The sequence below is a fragment of the Flavobacterium sp. LC2016-23 genome (assembly GCF_009674775.1).
GTDB lineage: Bacteria > Bacteroidota > Bacteroidia > Flavobacteriales > Flavobacteriaceae > Flavobacterium.
Window position 1 is genome coordinate 117533 of sequence record NZ_WKKE01000006.1, and the last position, 18816, is coordinate 136348.

The 18816-nt window shown below is 36.2% G+C and carries 17 protein-coding genes; 5 read left to right on the forward strand and 12 right to left on the reverse strand.

Annotated elements, in window-relative coordinates:
• The first annotated feature begins 82 nt into the window (after positions 1-82).
• Complete coding sequence (locus GJU43_RS06840; protein ID WP_229655012.1) at positions 83-2038, forward strand: metallophosphoesterase; 1956 nt, start codon at positions 83-85, stop codon at positions 2036-2038.
• A 718-nt stretch (positions 2039-2756) separates the two neighbouring features.
• Here the strand turns inward: GJU43_RS06840 and GJU43_RS06845 are convergent.
• On the reverse strand, positions 2757-3830 hold the full coding sequence (locus GJU43_RS06845) for a phosphatidylinositol-specific phospholipase C1-like protein (RefSeq protein ID WP_154340044.1): 1074 nt from the start codon (positions 3828-3830) through the stop codon (positions 2757-2759).
• 276 nt (positions 3831-4106) lie between these two features.
• Between GJU43_RS06845 and GJU43_RS06850 the strand changes: the two genes are divergently transcribed.
• The 4 genes from GJU43_RS06850 to GJU43_RS06865 all read left to right on the forward strand — a co-directional run bounded on the left by GJU43_RS06850 (position 4107) and on the right by GJU43_RS06865 (position 10760).
• Entirely contained in the window at positions 4107-4637 is a 531-nt protein-coding gene (locus GJU43_RS06850; protein WP_154340045.1) for an RNA polymerase sigma-70 factor, read from the forward strand.
• Positions 4638-4727: 90 nt separating this feature from the next.
• Positions 4728-5639 (forward strand): FecR family protein, encoded by a 912-nt coding sequence (locus GJU43_RS06855; protein ID WP_229655013.1) that lies wholly within the window; start codon positions 4728-4730, stop codon positions 5637-5639.
• 72 nt (positions 5640-5711) lie between these two features.
• Positions 5712-8990, forward strand: a complete 3279-nt coding sequence (locus GJU43_RS06860) for a TonB-dependent receptor (RefSeq protein WP_154340047.1) — start codon at positions 5712-5714, stop codon at positions 8988-8990.
• A 3-nt stretch (positions 8991-8993) separates the two neighbouring features.
• Complete coding sequence (locus tag GJU43_RS06865) at positions 8994-10760, forward strand: RagB/SusD family nutrient uptake outer membrane protein (protein WP_154340048.1); 1767 nt, start codon at positions 8994-8996, stop codon at positions 10758-10760.
• Between the two features lie 89 nt (positions 10761-10849).
• Here GJU43_RS06865 and GJU43_RS06870 read toward each other — a convergent pair whose 3' ends face one another.
• The 11 genes from GJU43_RS06870 to GJU43_RS06920 form a co-directional block, all read right to left on the reverse strand.
• Complete coding sequence (locus GJU43_RS06870) at positions 10850-11059, reverse strand: hypothetical protein (RefSeq protein WP_154340049.1); 210 nt, start codon at positions 11057-11059, stop codon at positions 10850-10852.
• Between the two features lie 19 nt (positions 11060-11078).
• A complete protein-coding gene (locus tag GJU43_RS06875) occupies positions 11079-11486 on the reverse strand; it encodes a hypothetical protein (protein ID WP_154340050.1) in 408 nt (135 codons plus the stop codon).
• A gap of 140 nt (positions 11487-11626) precedes the next feature.
• Positions 11627-12685: a type I restriction endonuclease gene (locus GJU43_RS06880; RefSeq protein ID WP_154340051.1), complete on the reverse strand. Its 1059-nt coding sequence runs from the start codon at positions 12683-12685 to the stop codon at positions 11627-11629.
• Between the two features lie 176 nt (positions 12686-12861).
• Positions 12862-13764, reverse strand: a complete 903-nt coding sequence (locus tag GJU43_RS06885) for a hypothetical protein (RefSeq protein WP_154340052.1) — start codon at positions 13762-13764, stop codon at positions 12862-12864.
• Positions 13765-13767: 3 nt separating this feature from the next.
• Complete coding sequence (locus GJU43_RS06890) at positions 13768-15036, reverse strand: ABC transporter permease (protein WP_154340053.1); 1269 nt, start codon at positions 15034-15036, stop codon at positions 13768-13770.
• 3 nt (positions 15037-15039) lie between these two features.
• A complete protein-coding gene (locus GJU43_RS06895) occupies positions 15040-15435 on the reverse strand; it encodes a hypothetical protein (RefSeq protein WP_154340054.1) in 396 nt (131 codons plus the stop codon).
• Between the two features lie 11 nt (positions 15436-15446).
• Positions 15447-15779: an excalibur calcium-binding domain-containing protein gene (locus tag GJU43_RS23060; protein WP_229655014.1), complete on the reverse strand. Its 333-nt coding sequence runs from the start codon at positions 15777-15779 to the stop codon at positions 15447-15449.
• Between the two features lie 2 nt (positions 15780-15781).
• Positions 15782-16012, reverse strand: coding sequence for a DUF4236 domain-containing protein (locus GJU43_RS06905; RefSeq protein WP_154340055.1), 231 nt, complete (start codon positions 16010-16012; stop codon positions 15782-15784).
• Between the two features lie 91 nt (positions 16013-16103).
• Positions 16104-16262 (reverse strand): hypothetical protein, encoded by a 159-nt coding sequence (locus GJU43_RS06910; protein ID WP_154340056.1) that lies wholly within the window; start codon positions 16260-16262, stop codon positions 16104-16106.
• A gap of 151 nt (positions 16263-16413) precedes the next feature.
• Positions 16414-17082: a response regulator gene (locus tag GJU43_RS06915; protein ID WP_154340057.1), complete on the reverse strand. Its 669-nt coding sequence runs from the start codon at positions 17080-17082 to the stop codon at positions 16414-16416.
• A gap of 6 nt (positions 17083-17088) precedes the next feature.
• A complete protein-coding gene (locus GJU43_RS06920; RefSeq protein WP_154340058.1) occupies positions 17089-18813 on the reverse strand; it encodes a tetratricopeptide repeat-containing sensor histidine kinase in 1725 nt (574 codons plus the stop codon).
• Positions 18814-18816: the final 3 nt, after the last annotated feature.

An 18816-nucleotide genomic window follows, 5' to 3' on the forward strand; every position in this document is an offset into this window, starting at 1 on the left:
CTTTCATAAAACCATTCCGGGTTTTTATAGTTAAAATTGTAGTTTGTAAACTTATATAAGCCAATTTATAAACTCTTATGCCATGATTTTGAATGATATAATGCTCTTTCACAAAAAATATACAGTTCGTTTAAGCTTTTTAGTCCTGCTTTTTTTCAATTGTACGCTTTCAGCCCAGAAGCAGGCCAGACTTGATGGCGTTCAGGTGGCTTTTTTATCTGACGTGCATTTACAGGATTTGTTCGGAACATTTTCAGATAATGAATATCGTGGAATTTTAAACCCTAAGACAGGAAAATATACCTTGCTGCGAACAATGGCTTCGCAATTGCATTCGACCCGAATTTTTAATGAAAATTATTTTGCTTTTATTGCTGCTTTAGACGATATCGCTAAACGAAAAATAAAATATGTTGCACTTCCGGGCGATTATACCGATGATGGCCAGCCGATTCATGTTCGCGGATTAGAGGAAATTCTAAATAAATACCGAAAAAAATACGGAATTGAATTTTTTATTACGACAGGAAATCACGATCCTGTTGGGCCATTTGCCCAGGAATCCGGTAAAGAAGACTTTTTAGGAAACGGAGGGAAAAATCAGCCGATTTACAGCAAAGACAAAATGTATACGCCTAATTTAGACCTGGAACAGCCTGTTGTCGTTACAGCCGATATCGCAAAAATGGGTTATTTGGGAATTACGGAAGGACTGAAAGACTTCGGGTTTTATCCCAATAAAAAATACAAATTCTGGTCCACACCTTTTGCAGCTTATACGAGCGGGAATTATACCTACGCAAAAGCTGCTGAAGCTTCTTTGCTATCCAACAGAACTTATGAGGTAGCCCCCGGTTATGAAGTTCCCGATGTAAGCTATGTCGTTGAACCCATTGACGGACTTTGGTTAATGGCAATTGACGGAAATGTTTATATTCCAAAGAAAAATGCAACAGCCGATCCAAAAGACCCGAAGAATTACTCGGAAGCAAGCACGGGGTATAACAACGTGCTTTCGAACAAAAAACATTTAATAAAATGGGTCGGTGATATTTCGCTTGAAGCAAAAAAGCAGGGTAAAACGCTGATTGCTTTCAGTCATTTTCCGATGATTGATTTTAATGACGACGCTTCCGCGGAAATAAAAGAACTATTAGGCTCCAATAAATGGCAGCTCAACCGGGTTCCAACAGAGGAAGTAGCGCAGGTCTTTGCTGATGCGGGACTGAAGATTCATTTTGGCGGACACATGCACATCAACGATACAGGAGTAAGGACTACGGCCAAGGGTAATACGCTGGTCAATATTCAGACGCCTTCTCTGGCAGCTTATATTCCGGCGTATAAATTATTGACGATTCAAAAAGATAATCGGGTCGATATACAAACCATTACCATTGATAATGTTCCGCGTTACAATGAACTTTTTGATTTGTACAAAACAGAATATAAGTTTCTGGAAAGCAAACAAACCAAAGACATCTGGAATATTGACATCCTGAAAACAAAAAACTACCATGAGTTTACCGATTTTCATCTGAAAGAACTCGTTCGTTTACGTTTTTTAGCAGATGACTGGCCTGCAGCGTTTAAAGATTTTATTCTGAAGGTGAGCGGAGAAGATTTACTGGTTTTGGCGAACATAAAATCGGATAAGGATTTTGATGTAATCCTCAAAAACAAAGAAAACTTCAAAACAGAATGGGAAGCAGCGGAACAAAAAACGGCTGCATTGCTCGCTGAAAATAACCTCAAAAAAGAAGATTTCAAAAACTGGACCGGCTATGATTTTCTGGTTGATTTTTACCGTTTCAGAAGCGCCGATGAATTGGCCTTAACGGATATCGGAACAGAAAGAGTGAAACAATATAAAATACTGTCACAGTTGTTTTCTGAAAACTACAAGGAAGAAACAGTTTCAAAAGAAAAACCATTACAAAATCAAATGCGTCTTTTCCTGATCATCTTCAATAAATTCATGCACGAAGTTCCGGCAGATCATTTTAGTGTTGATTTGAAAACGGGAGAGGTTAAGTAGTTTTCAGTTGCAGTTTACAGTCTGCAAACTGGGACAGAGACTGGAAACAGGGACCAGTTTAAACGCAAGGCACGCAAAGTTTTTTTTGTCTAAGTTTATGTTGAACAAACGCAAAGTGCGCAAAGCTTTGTCAATAATCTTGTTAGAGTAGGTTTAACCGCAAGGCACGTTAGAATTATAGCAAAGTTCATGAAGTTTGTTTCACGCAGATTTTGCTGATTTTGCGGATTTTCTGCGCAATTTTTTTCATTTCGACGCAGGAGAAATCACATGTGTTGAAGCACTTTTGTTTAATCCGTTTAGTATCATAGTATGGTTTTTACTCAGATTCTGCAGATGAAGTATATTTTCTACACAATTTGTGTCATTTCGACGAAGGAGAAATCACATGTGCTGAAGCACTTTTGTTTAATCCGCTTTATAGTGTGCCTCGTTTCTTGTAATGACTTTGATTGCCGGGCTACGTTCGTTGCTCTCTTTATGTGATTTCTCCTTCGTCGAAATGACACAACTTTGTCGTTAGTTAGCAAATAGAGTACAAAAAAATCTGCTCTATCTCCAAAATCTGCGTGAAATAAACGAAAACCATCACATTCAAATTTAATCTTATAAGCAGAAGTAAAAAAAGTATCTGGCAGTTAATTAAATAGTTTCAGTCTCAGACCAGTTTTCAGTCTCAGCTTACAGAAAACTGCGACTGAAAACTGCAACTGAAAACTTATTTTTCCTCAACACCATTCACAGGATTAATCCTTTCATAACCACCATCATCAAATTTAATCTCGTAAGGAGAAGTAAAGAAAGTACTTGGCAAATAGTAATCCGTAGTAATGATTTGTGCTCCTGAAGCTTTTGCGGCTTCAAAATGCGAATAATCATTGGCTCTCGCTTCTTTGGTGTCTGAATCGGCTCTGGTGCGAATGAGGTATCCTTTTTTAACGAGTTCGGCAATTTCAGGATCTGTGGAATTGTTTCTGAATAAAGCTGCCGCCTCGGGTTTTCCGGGTTCGGCGTTTATAAAAACGGCGCGTCCCTTTAGGGACGGATGATGTAATGCGTACAAATCTCTTTTTGCGCCGTTGTTGTCTAACAGGAATAAAAACCTTCCTTTTGCTTTTTTAAGGGTAGGCCAGTTGTGATGTAAAACCGCCTCTTCGAGTGTGCTGTATTTTCCTCGCACCATATCCGGTGTAATTAGTTTATCCTTTCCTAATTCTTTCCGGATCACTTTATCCAAAGCATCAAATAATTCAGGAGTGAAATCTTCCGGTTTCGTTCCGAAGAAGTTGGCTTCGCCGTCTTTAGGTTCCAGAGTGATAAAAACAGGAACATGATCCGGATGGGCATCAGACCATTTTTTAAGCTCCTGAAGACAAATTTCGAAAGTGTAACAAGACGTTCTGAAATCAATATCCGGCATGTGAAAAACCTTAAAACCCGGTTTGTTCATCAATCCCTGCGGATCATAAGCTTCCTGTGATTTTACGATATCCAGTCCTTTTGGGTGGGCGTATTTTCCGCCTTTCGTATCCGCATAAACATCGATTTCTAAATTGCGTAAGCCTTTATTGAGTTGTTCTGTGATACCAATATGGGTGTATTGCAAACCTTTAAGGGAACGTGTGGTGTCTTTCGCCTGAATAAGGTTGTACAAATCCGTTTCGATAGCGTGTCTGTAACTATTGTGGGAGCCAATGACTTGTAATTGGTTTATTTTCAGGTTTTCGTTTTTTATTTGTGCAGTGCATTGCAGGGTACCGGCAAGACATAATGCAAACAGGAAATGTTTCATAATTTGAATTGGTGATGTGATTGTTATTAGGATTAAAAGGCGAGGGGAGAAGAGCTGAGAATACTTCCTCTTTGAGTTTACTAATTTAAAAGCATCATCTGGCTTTTGTGTTAGTTTAAAAAAAACAAATCGCAAACAGATTATCATTTCTTCGGTAAAAAAGTAGTATTACTACATTCAAAGAGTTAATTATTTAATTAAAAGTTAACCTTCAGACAAAAAACATTGGTATAACATTTTATTATTTTACACCATAAAACAGTCCCCAATATTGTTATGAAAAACCCTGAAATATTCGAAAAAACGTATACGCAATACTGGAAAAAACTAAATGCCTTTTCGTATACCATGACTCAGGATAAAGACTTGGCACAGAACATTGTTCAGGATGTTTTTGTTAATTTATGGGAAAGAAAGGAGGAGTTGAATATTAATGCAATTGAGCCTTACTTATTTCGGGCAGTAAAAAATCAGGTTTTTAAACATTACCAGAACAACCGTTTCGACAAGACTGTTCTGGAAGATAAATTCGAAGATTATATTATTGATAATTTCACCTCCATAGATCCTGAAGTAATGGATCTTCTTTATTCCTTATTAGACAAACTTCCCGAAAAAAGAAAAGAGGTTTTACTGATGTATAAATTTCAGGATATGTCAATCGACCAGATTGCTATAGAACTTGGAATATCAAAACAAACTGTTAAAAATCAAATTTCTTCCGGTCTGAAACAATTGCGTGAAGGCCTGAAAGACCTGGCCTGGCTCGCACCTTATATCTTTTTACATCAAAATTTTTTAAAATAACTTTCTGTTAATGGTTTCATAATATTTCCGGATAGTACGATTTCCGATTTCCGATACTTATAGGTAATAATAAGTATTATGATAAAAAGAATGAAACACAGTTTGGGGTATCTTATAGATAAAAGTGCTCAGAAAAAAACTTCAAAAGCAGAGGAAAATCTATTAGATCATTTTGCCTTTACTGAATTTAAAAAATCAAAATGGGATGATGCTTCCATGGGAAACAGCGACGAAGTTTCCCAAAACATATATAAAGGGATTCAGCTTCGAATAGCGAAGAAGAACATTTTTAGTCCGTATTTAAAATATATGGCTGCTGCCAGTATTCTTTTTCTTGTTGGTTTAGGATTTTTTTATAAGCCGAATACAGCAATCGAAAAGCAAGTAACATTTAAAACGGCATCATCTCCAAAATCAATCCGGTTAAGTGATGGTACGAAAATTTATCTGGCAGCAAATTCTTCGTTTCAATACCCTGTCCAGTTTAAGGGGGACGAACGAAAAGTATCCTTATTGAAAGGGAATGCTTTTTTTGAAGTGGCAAAAGACAAAGAACATCCTTTTATTATTCATTCCGGACCTATTAAAACAAGGGTTGTCGGAACCTCTTTTCATATTCAGTTTTCCAAATCAAAATGTGAAGTACTTGTCGTAACCGGAAAAGTAAATGTTTCTGCCAAAGATCAGAGTGTGGATTTAGTTCCTCATGAAGAAGCCTTATTTCTGGGTACCAAATTATCGAAGCGGCCAATAGATAAATCACTTTCCATTAATTGGTATACTACTGATATTACACTAAATCAGGCGACATTAAAAGAGGTGATTACCATTTTACAATATAAATACGGAGTAATTTTTTCATGTAAAAACGAGGCCGTGCTCACCACGCCGGTGACTGTTTTTATAGAAAAGAACGCTTCACTCGAAAGTGTCTTAAAACAAATAAACTATATCACAAACCTAAAATTCAACACTTATGACGGAATAATACAAGTGCATTAAAAAACAAAAAAAGCAGTTGCTGAGAACAACTGCGATTTAATAATTAAGTATCGAAAACCAATAACTTAAATCATGTATTTTAAACGAATCAATTTAAATTTTCTAAAGTGGACTTTCTTTTTAGTTCTGGCAACACTCTCCGTTCAAAGCGGTTACAGTGCTACCAATATTAAAAAATCAAATGTAAAAAATAAAATAGAAAAAGCAACACTAGTTTCTATTTTTTCAAAATTGAGCAAGCAAACGGACTATAAATTTAGTTACGGACAAGCCATTATCGCCGATAATACGGTTTACACAGTAAATTATACAAACGAATCTGTCGCTATCATTTTAAGCGACCTTTCTAAAAAAGCGAATTTCAATTATAACATTAACGGAAAATTAGTTTTAATTCAGAAAACTGCTCCGGTAAGAGTTTCAGACTCAGCAGAAAAAATTAGAGTAAAAGGAAAAATTGTTGACGAAAACGGTCTGCCAATGCCAGGCGTAACCGTTTTAGAAACAGGTACTAAAAATGCTACCGTTACTAATTTTGATGGTGAATTCGAACTTTCGGTAACAGAAGGCAAAACAATCGAAGTTTCCTATTTAGGTTATAAAACAAAAACGGCAGGAGTTCAAAGCAAGTTCATGACGATTCAGTTAGAGCCAAATACCTCTGAATTGTCTGAAGTTGTGGTTGTAGGTTATGGTAAACAGTCCAAAAAAGACGTTACCGGAGCTGTAACACAATTGGATGCTACTAATTTTAAGCAGGGAGTTAACGTTTCCGTAGATAATTTAATTCAGGGAAAAGTGGCCGGTGTTCGTGTGGTTAGCACAAGCGGAGAGCCGGGAGCAGGCGTAAATGTTACCATTCGTGGTGTGGGCTCTATCAGAAGTGGAAGTACGCCTTTGTTTGTTGTAGACGGTATGCCATTGGCTAACGATGATGTGAGTCCAAGCGGAAGTAATGTTGGTTTTGGTGCTTCGGCAGCAAAAAATCCATTAAACTTTTTGAATACCAGCGATATCGAATCGATTACCGTTTTAAAAGATGCTTCTGCAGCAGCTATTTACGGAGCCAGAGGTTCTAACGGGGTTGTACTGGTGACGACTAAAAAAGGAGCAAAAGGCGAAGGAACATTAACATTTGACTCTTATATGGGAGTTTCTTCTATTGCTCATAAATTAGATGTCTTAGATGCAGGCCAATATAGAAACGCTATAAAAGATAAAGCCTTTGATCATGGCGGAAACACGGACTGGCAGGATGTAATTTTTAGATCTGCAATTACTAAAAACAACGCCTTGTCTTTTGCAAAACAAACAGAGTCAGGAAATTATTATGCATCTGTTGCACAAATGGAACAGGAAGGAATTATTCACAACAGTAATTTTAAACGTCTTTCAGGCAGAATTAATGCTTCTGAATCATTTTTAGACAGCAAACGTTTAAATGTAAAACTGAATCTTACGGCGAGCCAGACTACAGATGACGGAGTTCCAACAAGTGATGATGGTGGTTCTAACGGACAATTAATCGTGCATACTTTGATGGCTAATCCAACCAGATCAGTCTTTGATGCTAACGGAAAGTACACCAATTTTAATATGAACGCACATTATAATCCAGCTTATTTATTAAGTATTTATGAAGATCAAACGCGTACATTAAGAGTTTTAGGAAATCTAGAGGCTTCTTTCAGAATTATCAACGGATTAGAATATAAATTAAATATTGGTGTAGATCGCTCTACATCAGAAAGAAATACTACAATTTATCCCAACCTTACCGATTTAAATCCAAAAGGTAAATATGTTCAGAACAATCTTGATTCAAAAAATTCATTGATTGAACATTATCTAACGTATAGTAAGGCATTAGATAATCATAAATTTGAAGTTCTTGGCGGATTCTCTTATCAAAAATTTGAAAGATCAGGAACAAGTTTCAGTATTGATGGAATTTCAGCGCAGGGAGCAGGTGTAAAACCATCTATTAATCCAGGTTTTGCAGGAACGCAGTCCGGTACAACAGGTTATGCTCAGGAAAACGAATTGCAATCTTATTTCGGAAGATTAAATTACAGTTTTGATAATAAATACTTATTGACAGCTTCTATGAGAGCTGATGGTTCTACACGTTTTGGAGATAATAACAAATACGGTTATTTCCCTTCATTTGCTTTAGGATGGAATATTTCTAATGAAAATTTCCTGAAAGATTCCCAAACAATCAATAACCTAAAGCTTAGAACAAGCTGGGGACAAACAGGAAATCAGGAAGTACCAAATAAACAAACTAAGGCAAGTTACTCTTTGGCTGGTCCGGACGGATATTATTTGTATGATGATTTAAATCTTGTAAATGGTGTCTCTGTTTCCAGAACAGCAAATCCGGATTTAAAATGGGAAGTTGTTACACAATATAATTTAGGTCTTGATTTTAATTTATGGAATGACAAATTTTATGGAACTGTAGACTATTTTAATAAAACAACTACAGATGCTATTTTGTATATACCTTCAACTCCTTTGAGTCAGACAAAATTTATCTGGACAAATATTGACGGTAAAATTGTTAATAAGGGTATTGAGATTACGCTGGGTTCTAAAATCATCGATAGAAAAGATTTCAGCTGGAATGTTGATGTGAATGGATCAACATTAAACAACAAAATTGAAAACTTACCACTTTCAGAAATCTTAACAGGTGCTATTTCAGGTCCCGGACAATCAGGTGTTAATGCTAATATTTACAAAAGCGGTTATGCGGCTGGTTCATTCTATTTGTTAGAGCACACTGGCTTTGATCAAAATGGAGCAAACGTATTTAAAGACCAGAATGGAGACGGTAAAATTGATAACAGCGACAGGATTATTATTGAAGGCGCTTTACCAACTTTTTACTACGGTTTCAACAGTGATATGAGATATAAAAACTTTAGTTTTTCATTCTCAATTATTGGACAAACAGGCGGTTATTTGTTGAATAATACTGGATTGAATGCTTTAAATATTAACAACTTAGCATCAGATCGTAACGTGGCAACAGGATATTATGAGTCAGGGGCAAACCCAACAAACTCACCAATTTTATCTACGCTTTTCTTGGAAAAGTCTGATTTTATAAGATTAAATGCGGCACGTATAGGTTACAATTTTGATTTGAAAGGATTGAACTGGATGAATGGCTTAACACTTTATGTTACAGGAAATAACCTAATTACAATTACAAATTATACAGGATTTGATCCATTAGTAAATACTCCTAAAGCAACCGACGGAAATCAATCTATCGGAATTGATTACGCAGCTTATCCAACTTCGAGAACGTTCAGTTTCGGAGCAACTTTAAAATTATAAATTATGAAGACAAAGACATTTTTAAGCATAAAAGTTTTAACATTATTCTCTTTTATTTTTCTTCTAAACAGCTGTACTGATCTGGATGAAGTTTTTTTAGATGAAATACCCGGAAATACAGTTTCAGATCCTGCGGGTTCACTTGCTGCCGCTTATGACAGACTGGGAGACGGAACTTTTACCGATCATGGAGCCATTTTTGCCATGCAGGAATACACTACAGATGAAGCAATCTTACCAACCCGCGGAAGTGACTGGGGAGATGGCGGAAAATGGAGAGATATGCACGAATTTACCTGGAGCTCCAGTAATTCAATCATAGTAGGTAACTGGGATTTATTAACAAATGGTATTACACGTTGTATAACAGCGATACAATCGGCTGAACAAAGTTCAATTCCTGAAAAGAAATTATTTGCTGCAGAAGCAAAAGCACTTTTGGCTTTTTACACCTATACCACTTTGGATTTATACGGACAGGCTCCATATAAAGATCCAATGGATACAAAAGCGACTTTACAAATTTTAAAAGCAGATACTCAGATTGACAAATTAATTACAGATGTTGAGGCTTTGCTTCCTGATTTAGCTGATATTGGTACCCAACGTACACACCACGGAAGATTCACCAAACAAGCTGGTTATGCTTTTTTAGCGACGATGTATTTAAATCGTGCAGTGTTTAAAGACCGTTACAATGCTGCATCCAATTTCAATTTTAATGAACCTGCTGTATCAGGTACCGGAACAGATATGGACCGTGTTATTTATTACACCTCATTACTAATCGATTCTGGGAAATATAGCCTGGAAAGTGATTTTTTCAAAAACTTCGCAAGAAATAATGAAAATGGTAAAGAGCTTATTTTTGCCATTACTCAAAAGATAGATTATATCAGAAACGGCTCTAACAGTTTTGCTTATGTGTCTATGGAGCGAAACCAAAGAGCATCTGCGGCAAACAGAGGTACAAATGCTGCTTGTATTACGCCGGAATTCTATGCCTCATGGGCTGGTAATCATGATGATCCGAGATTTGAGCAGCATTACCAATATGCTGATGGGACCTGGTTTATGAATGATGGTACAGACGTAAGTGTTCCTGCAACAGACATCGTACCGAAAAGTGCCAACCTGCCTTGGTTCCATTTCAACAGAGGAATTCAGGCCGGACTTCAGTATGGGCCTATATTATTGCCTTCGGGATCTCTTGAAATGATAGGAAACCGTATTAAAGTTTCTCCATTGTTTATGGAAAAAAGTACAGGTACAAGAATGAATTTTACGCCAACATTAACATTTGCAGATCCTAATAAATCTGTTTTTGCCCAAAATGAAATCAATCAGGGAGCACGTGTTTTTAAATATGAGTTTGATCCCGAAGGAGGAAACGGTAACAGTAATGTTGATATTCCGTTGTTCCGTTTGGGTGGAATGTATGCCATTAGAGCGGAAGCTTATTTCAGAAAAGGAAGCACAGGTTTGGCAATGGACGATTTAAACAAATTGCGTACCAGCAGAACAAGGGAATCCCTGTTTGCAAATGCTCCGGGAAAAGCCCTTACTTCTTTAGATGCAGAGCAATTGTATAAAGAATTAGGTTTCGAATTGTACTGGGAATTGCAAAGAAGACCGGAAAGTATCCGTTTTGGCAAATTTGATTTGGCCGGAACTGCAAAATCAGCTTCTCAGCCCTTCAGAAGATTATTTCCAATTCCACAAACCGTTATAGATCAGAAAGTATTCAAACAAAATCAAGGGTATAATTAAGTTTTTGTGTTAGTTTATTTTTACGTAAAAGCCTGTTCCTTAATTGGAACAGGCTTTTCTTTTTACCCTGTTTTAGAATGTAAAACTGTTTAATCTTCCCAACCGCAAAGCGTCAGTCCGTAGCCCTGAGCCTGGGAAACAGTTACTTTTGTCAATTCATGTCGGCAGGCTGTTAGTCCGCGGCAGTTTTCATTATAATGGTATTTTTTTGCTCCTACAGGACCACAGATATACACTTTGGTTTCTACAGGATGAAAAGAGGTGAGGAGCATCAATAGCAGGAGAGGGGCATATTTCATAGGTTGAGTTTTGGAGTTTTTAATCGACTATTAAAAAGTATTCATTGGCCTGATGATCTTTTGCTTTTAGTTTTCCCTGACCAATCCATTCCGTTTTAATTTCAATATCGGGAATGGTATCGAAACGCAGTATTCCCGCACCATTTTTACCCTGAACATTAATATTTCCAAAAACAGAATCCCCTTTCGAATTAACCCCTTTTACATCATAGTTGTACTCGTAATGACCCGATTTACCTGTCCTGTATTCGTACTGATAATCGGTATCAACATGATAGGTTTTAGCTTCTTCCGGCGTAATAATTTTTCGGTCATTGGCGGTAATGGCTTCTTTGTAGAAGGTATTTATTTTGGGGGGCTGTACCACTTTTTTGCAGCCGGTTAGCAGGGAAAGAAATAGAAAGGGAAAGAGTAGTTTTTTAATCATAATTTTCAGCTGTTAAGAAAGGTTGTGGAACGATGCATCAAATACATCAGAATTTAATTCTGAATGTAATTGATAGATTTTAAACAGGTTATAAATTTAGAGTTGAATACGGTGCAATAGATGCGTATTTATACCTGAATTTAAACAGTGTCATAACTATCAATCGTTTCCAGTAATTCTTTTTCAAATGAATAAATATCATCAATGGTTTGAATGGGCTGACGAACTTCACTTTTGTTATCATTGAAAAGACCTATGTATTTTTTGCTCCCGTTCAGATGTAACCGGCAAATAGGCTTACGGTTATTATCATCGAGCAGCACTCCAAAATAAGACTGCGTATCCCGATAAACAATTCGGCCCACCGGAAGTTTTCGTCTCAGGATAGCCACTACAATTCGGTAGCCATCCAGTTCTTCTTCGGTGGTCAGAATTTTGTTGTCCTCGGGAATTATAACTTCTTCAGATTCTTCTTTTTGCTTTTGACTTTCTTTTGTAATCGCTGCATTTAAACGGTCGTTTATTTTTTCGCTGATAAATTGATTAAACCCTTTTTGTACCAATTCTTTAAATTCATCGACTACTTTTTCCGTTAGTCTTCCCGTGTATACTTTGTTGGCAAACAATTTTACAAATTCGTTTGATGGACTTTGCAATTCATTGTCAATCTGTTTCTTTATTTCGGTTGTATATTTCAGCAAACTGGCATTGCTTACAATTTTATTGACATCAAAATTCGACTTATGAAATTTGGTGATTTCACTGATGGCATTGTCTTTTAAGCTTGTGATGTCAAATTCTAAAAATGGTTTTTCATCCATTTTGTTTTTTTCATCCAGATCAGTAAAAAACTGATACGTAATTCCGTTCGTTAAAAGGGCAAATCGTGTTTTGGTCACATGAAAATAACGGAATAACTGAGAATTATGAATGGTAAGTTTCTCTTTCCAGCTTTTGCATTCAATAATCAATATCGGTGCGCCATCCTGAAAAATAGCATAATCTACTTTTTCTCCCTTTTTCAGGCCCAGGTCGGCCGTAAATTCAGGGACAACTTCTGTCGGATTAAAAGTATCATAACCCAGTATGTTGATAAAAGGCAAAACAAAAGCATGTTTGGTCGATTCTTCTGTTTCGATTTTATCTTTTAGCAATATAATTTTATCTGCTAAGGCTTTAAGCTGAATGTTGATTTCCATATTGGTATAATTATTAGTGGTTTAATTATTTACTCAAATGTAAAACCAATAAAAATCAGGAGTTTATGGAAAACCGTAAATCGGGAAATATTTAGCGGTTTTTTACAAGGGCTGCAAAAAAAAAGAGGATTATAAAAATCCTCTTGATACGTAGTTTTATTTCAATTTGCTGTCAATTAATGCTGATTTTCCACTATAAAATCCCTGATGATCTTTTCCATATTAGAGGGTAAATCGGCATTTTTGATTTCGAAATGTTTGACTTTCATTTCAGAAAACCATTTTGCCCAGTAGGCTTTTATCACTTTCTCCTCATACGGATTATTTTTACCGGGATTAATTCCTAAAACCAGCACTTCCAGATTCGATAAATCATCTCCGGCTTTGATAAAACCAAAATCCTCTTTTTTAAATTTTTGCTCCCAGTCCTTCGTATTCAATCCATTTTTTCGAATAAAATCGGGCGTAATAAAAGTCGTTCGGTTGGCTTCTTTCATTATGGTGCTGTCGTAATACATATAACCGTCGGTTAAGATGACCAGTATATTGCGTTCTCCTTTTTCAATACATTGGTCTTTTACTTTAGTATCAAAAAAACTCCAGATATCCGAGCCAACAAAGTTATTGTCTTTTAGGGCCGATTCGTAGATTTTTGAGGTTCGGGCAGCATAATCGGAGTTGATAGAATTCAGCAAATCCTTCGAAGCATTATTTTTATCAATAGCAATTTTCAGCTTTTGTGAAATCGAATTGATCTCCGGATCTTTTGGCTCGGGATTAAAAAACAATTGCATTTTATCATCAATCTGGCGTATTCTTTTGGATTTTAAATGGTGCGTAAAAGCCTCTGAAACCGATTTTATGTATCCCAAATCCCGCTGATAATATTCCATCGTCGGATTTGGATTTTTTTCAACACTAATCCGGTCTGATAAGTCCAGAAGAATGCTAATGTTATAATTTTCTGCGGGAGGATTTTTAGTTACCGTTTCTTTTTCGTCTTTATCAGCATCGGGTTTGCAGGAAAAAGCAGAAAGGAATAACAAGCAGAGCGCGAATGTTTTCAGTATTTTTTTCATAAATTAATTTTTAAAATATACCAAATGCTGAAAGTCCGGATCGGTTAAGTTTAGCTTACTCAGATGTTCTTCAGAATGAAGTTCACAGTTTTCCAATAGTTCTGTTTTTTCTTTATGAGCCAAAGCGATTTCCGTATTGATGGCCTGAAACCAGCCTTCCTTGTATTGGTGATGGTAGTGCAGGTATTCTTTTACGGGAAATACAAATCCATCAATTTTAGACTGAAGTTCAGCGATTTTTCCGGTAATGGTAATCACCTGTTGTTTGAAGTCATTGGTCTTGTTGATGTAATCTTTTTTTAGTTTTTCCAGGTCAAGAAGATTTTCTTTTTTACCTCTTATAAAAGCCCTGATTTTATCAATGTTTTCAAATTCCTTCATGACAAAATCAAAAACAAGTCCCCAAATGATGTAGACCACAAATCCGGCAAAAATGATCATCCAGAATTCCGCTTCTCCCAAAGCAATATTTAAATTATACAGTGCCGAGTCTGTTGTTTTATTAAACTCATAAATCTTCTTTTCGATCTGGTAAGCCAGCAGGGCATCAAACAAAAAGGTGGTCAGGAACAAAGCAATCATTCTAAAGACATTTTTAATACCTTTCCCTTTCTGAACCATATGAATGACATAGCCTAGTCCCATAAAGACAAACGGAATAGTGACTACCAAAACACCTTCAAGCCAGCTGGCCTTAAAGGAATTGGTCAGTGCGTCCGCATCAAAAATGGCGGCCGTTAAGCTATCATTGGCAAACTCTTTAAAAAAGGCAGAATAAGAAGCCGAAATATAAAAAACCAGGACATAAAGCGTTATGGGAAGAAGCAAAAACAAACCGATATAAAACTGGACTTTCAGGCCTTTTCCGTCCTCGATTCCGTATTTGTCGGGATTGCGTTTTACTTCGATAATTTCATTTTTGATCTGGTCGACACTATCATTGATATCCTGTTCTTTCTTTTCGTAAATGCCAATCGCCGCTTCGCATTTCTTAAGCTCCGTTCTGTTTTTTTCCTGCTCTTCGCGATACGGCTGCTTCAGTCTGTCCTGTTCCAGTTTTTGTTTTCGGCACTGGTCTTCAAAACTCATATACAGGTTCTGGAGACAGGCTTTCAGTACAATGGGTTTTCCGGTTGCTTTAATAGAAGCAGCGAATCCGCTTTGGTAGTAGGTGATTCTGATTTGTTCTCTGTCTTCTTCATTGTCCTCAAAGAGACTGAAGGAAGAATCCTCGGTTTTTTTCAGGCTGAATAGTTGTGTAAGTGATTTCATAAGCTACGCATTTAATTGACTAATAATTTCTTCTTTTTGAATGTTTTTCTGCACACAATCAATGAGATAGTTCGATAAATCAGTGATGTTTTCGTCCAGGAAATTAAACTTCCTGCAATACTTTTTCAGCATATTCAATTCATCATCAGTAATTTTTCCGTCCGCCCAGATGATTCTTGTAAAATCATATAAGTATTCTATTCGTGTGGTCAGCTCTTCCGGGACAACAAATTCTGTATTCACCGGATTCTGGAAAAGTTTATCGAGTTCCTCTTTCGGAATGCCGCGTTCATCGGCAAAATGATACAGCATTTGAAGTTCTAAAACATCAAACTGATCATCGGATAAGGCCATTTGATACAATCTTAGGAAATGGCTTTTAAGTTCTAGTGTTATCATGTTTATAATTTTTATTTAGGCAAATTTTCACAGGCAATTCCGTCTCCGTCAGCATCTAGGTTTTTATAACAGTTTGTATTGCTGTTATAGGCAGATTGTGCAGCGGACTGAGATGAAAAATCACCGCAGGTTTTAGTTGGACAATTTGAATTTGATTTGGACGGCTTATCTGATGAGTCTGCAGATGAATCTGAACAAGACATTGGCAGACCTAATAACAAGCCTGCTAAAAGAATTACCAGACAGCCGTTATTTTTATTTGAAAATGATTTGGATCTGTTATTGGCATAATGTCCCTGAACATAAGTCCCGTCTTTTCTGTAATATCCTTTTCGGTATCCCATAATTAGATATGTTTTATTGTATAAATTAAAAATGTTATGACTCCTGTAAATAGAAAGAATACCATACAGCCACTATTCTGGTATCGTACTCCGGATATACCGGTTTTGGTCGAATAGCCATTTTTGCTAAAAATTCCCATTTTTGTTCTTAAACTTGGAGAAATTCCGGATCTACTGATGTTTAATCCAAGTCCTCCTCCAAGTTTTACTCTTTTTTGAAATCGAAAGCCCATGATTTTTTAGGTTTAGTTAATTAAAGTTTTTTATTATACAGAAACTTCTTTTGACGTTTCCCGTTTTCATGTCAATCGAAGTCAGGAATAGTTATTTCCTCTTTTTATAGTGGTTATTAGTACTTGAATTTTTATACTTCCCACCTTTATGGGAACTACCTTTTCCACTTTTATAATGACCACTTTGGGCTTCAACACTACCTCCTAAAACCAGGAAGAATAAACTAAACAAAACGACTAATTTTTTCATAATTTTATTTTTTAAATGATTAATTATCCAAACTTAAACCTATTTAAAACCAGTATTTTACGGAAAACCATAATCCGGATTATTTTAATTTCCGGCCATAAAAAAAGCCCCCGAAGGAGCTTGATAGAGTAGTAACATTATGGTAATGAGACTAAATAATCCCCATATCTTTTGTAATCGAAACCAAATGAATGGTATTATTGGCCTTAAAAAAGTCTTTGAGTTTTGAAAGCCTTTTTTCGATCGCACTTTTGCTGTTGGGCTTTACTTCCAGGCTTTTAAAAATTTCTATAATTTCATCTTGTGAAGTGCCTGATGCCAGGTGTTTTAGGATTTGAATGTCAACATCGTCCATTTCGAAATTATTTTTTTCCTGTAAGGCCGAAGCTACTTCAGGCGAAATAAAGGTCTGATCTGAAGTGGAGACCATATGGATGGCTTTTTTTAGTTCTTCGATACTGTTAAGCCCTTTCAGCACAAAGGCATCAATTCCTGAATTGTCGAAAAGGGATTTAATACGATAGCTTTTATCTTCGACGGAAAAAGCGATAATTTTAATATCCGGCTGTAAATCTCGTACTTTCTGAATCAATTCGTCACCGTCTTTAATTTTCACCTCGCGATGCCCTGTTTTGAATGACAGATCACTAATGAGCAGATCATAGGGTTCATTTTGATTAATGGCGGCGCGCATTTTCAGAAATGCTTCATCGCAATATTTGGAGTGTTGAAAATTTACAATATTTAAATCTTTTAAGACTTGTTCAATTCCTAAACTGATGGCATCAACGTCTTCGGCTACAATTACTTTTTTAAACATATAGAGTTATTTAGGCATAGTTATTTTTACTTTGAAACCTTTCCCTGGTTCTGTATCAAAAATAATAGATCCTTTCATGGCCAGAATACGGTTTTCCATATTCTGAAGACCATTTTTAATAATTTTATTTTTTTCGGCTCCTTTTCCGTTGTCGCTGTAATTAATCAGGATAGAATTGTCCGAAGTGTCAAACTTTACGACCACAACAGAAGCACCGCTGTGTTTTTTCATATTGACCATTAATTCCTGTAAAACCCTGTAGATGGCTACCTTTTTTAAGTCGTCAACATCCTCCCAATTGGCATTTTCGATGCTGGTAATAATTACGTTGGTACCTTCAGTATTAGTAGTACGTTCAATATTATAGGTAGAAAGCATTTCTTTCAAATTTACAGCATAATTGAGTTTAGTATCAATGGTATTGTTTTCCCTCGAAATTCTGCGAACCCGTGCATAAATATGATCCAGTTTCTGAATCAGTGTTTCTTTATTTTCCGTATCTAAGGATTGTGTCTGCGTAAATGTCATTGCATTAAAAACATCATTGGCCAGTTCATCGTGAATATCTTTGGCAATTCTGGTTTCGGTGTCGTAGGCTGTTTTTATTTTTTCAATCCGATTTCGCTTTCTGAGATAAAGAACAAAAAAGAAAAGTGCCAAAATGCCAATTATAAAAAAGATACGTTGGTATTTTACTTTCTGCAGCGATAATAAGTTTTCAGCCCGTTCTAATTTCAGTTTCTGATTCTCTTCTTTTTCCTTTTTGGAATCGTACTTAATCTTGGCAAATTTGTTTTTGAAATTGTTTCGGATTTTGATGATGCTATCGTTTATAACAATGTATTTTTGAGCATACTGAGTACCCGAACCATTCGAAATTAAAAAAGACAATGCTTTCAGCCGTTCATCAACACTATTGAATTTGGTGGCAAGTTCATAGGCCATCTGTGCATTTTGATTTGATTTTGCAAGATTAGTTCGGGAATAATATTCGGCTAAATGGAGGTAGCTTTCAATGCTTCCGTACGGATCTTCAATCTGTTTTCTTAAGGCAAGGCTTTCCTTCATAAACGCAAGCCCTTTGTCCTCCATTCCATTTTTAAAATAAGCGAAACCCAGATTGTCCAGTACCCTGGCTTTACTTTTGTGGATTTCGGGCGATCTTTTATCTGCTATTTTATCGCTTAAAATATTGCTCTTTACTATGGATTCTAAAATAGCTATCGCCTCAGGATATTTTTTTTGTTTGATATAGACAACGGCAATATTATTTAAAGGCGCTTGTTTTGATAGTGTATCTTTTGAATCTTTAATGGCTTTCTTATAATAAAGTATGGCATCATCGTATAAGGAAAGTTCCTTATCTGCAATACCAAAAAAATTATTGATCGCTACTCCGTAGTTGTTGTCATTTTTAAGGTAGGGCAGTGATTCGGTTAAGGTTTCCTTGCTGCCATAATAATCGCCGTTTATTTGCTGGATATATGCCATCTGCATCAAATTGTAGACAATATTGGCGCTATCCTTATAGGTTTCAAATGTTATTTTTGATTTATTAAAGTAATAGAAGGCACTATTAAAGTTGCTTTTTTGTAAATTAGAAAAACCCTTCTCCTGAAGTATTTTGGCTTCTTTGGTGAAGCGGGTAGGATCAATCGGTGTAGTGCTATGCTCATTGCAGGAAAGCAAAAAGAGAGAAACGAATAAATACAAAAACGGGGACCGTAGCATGAT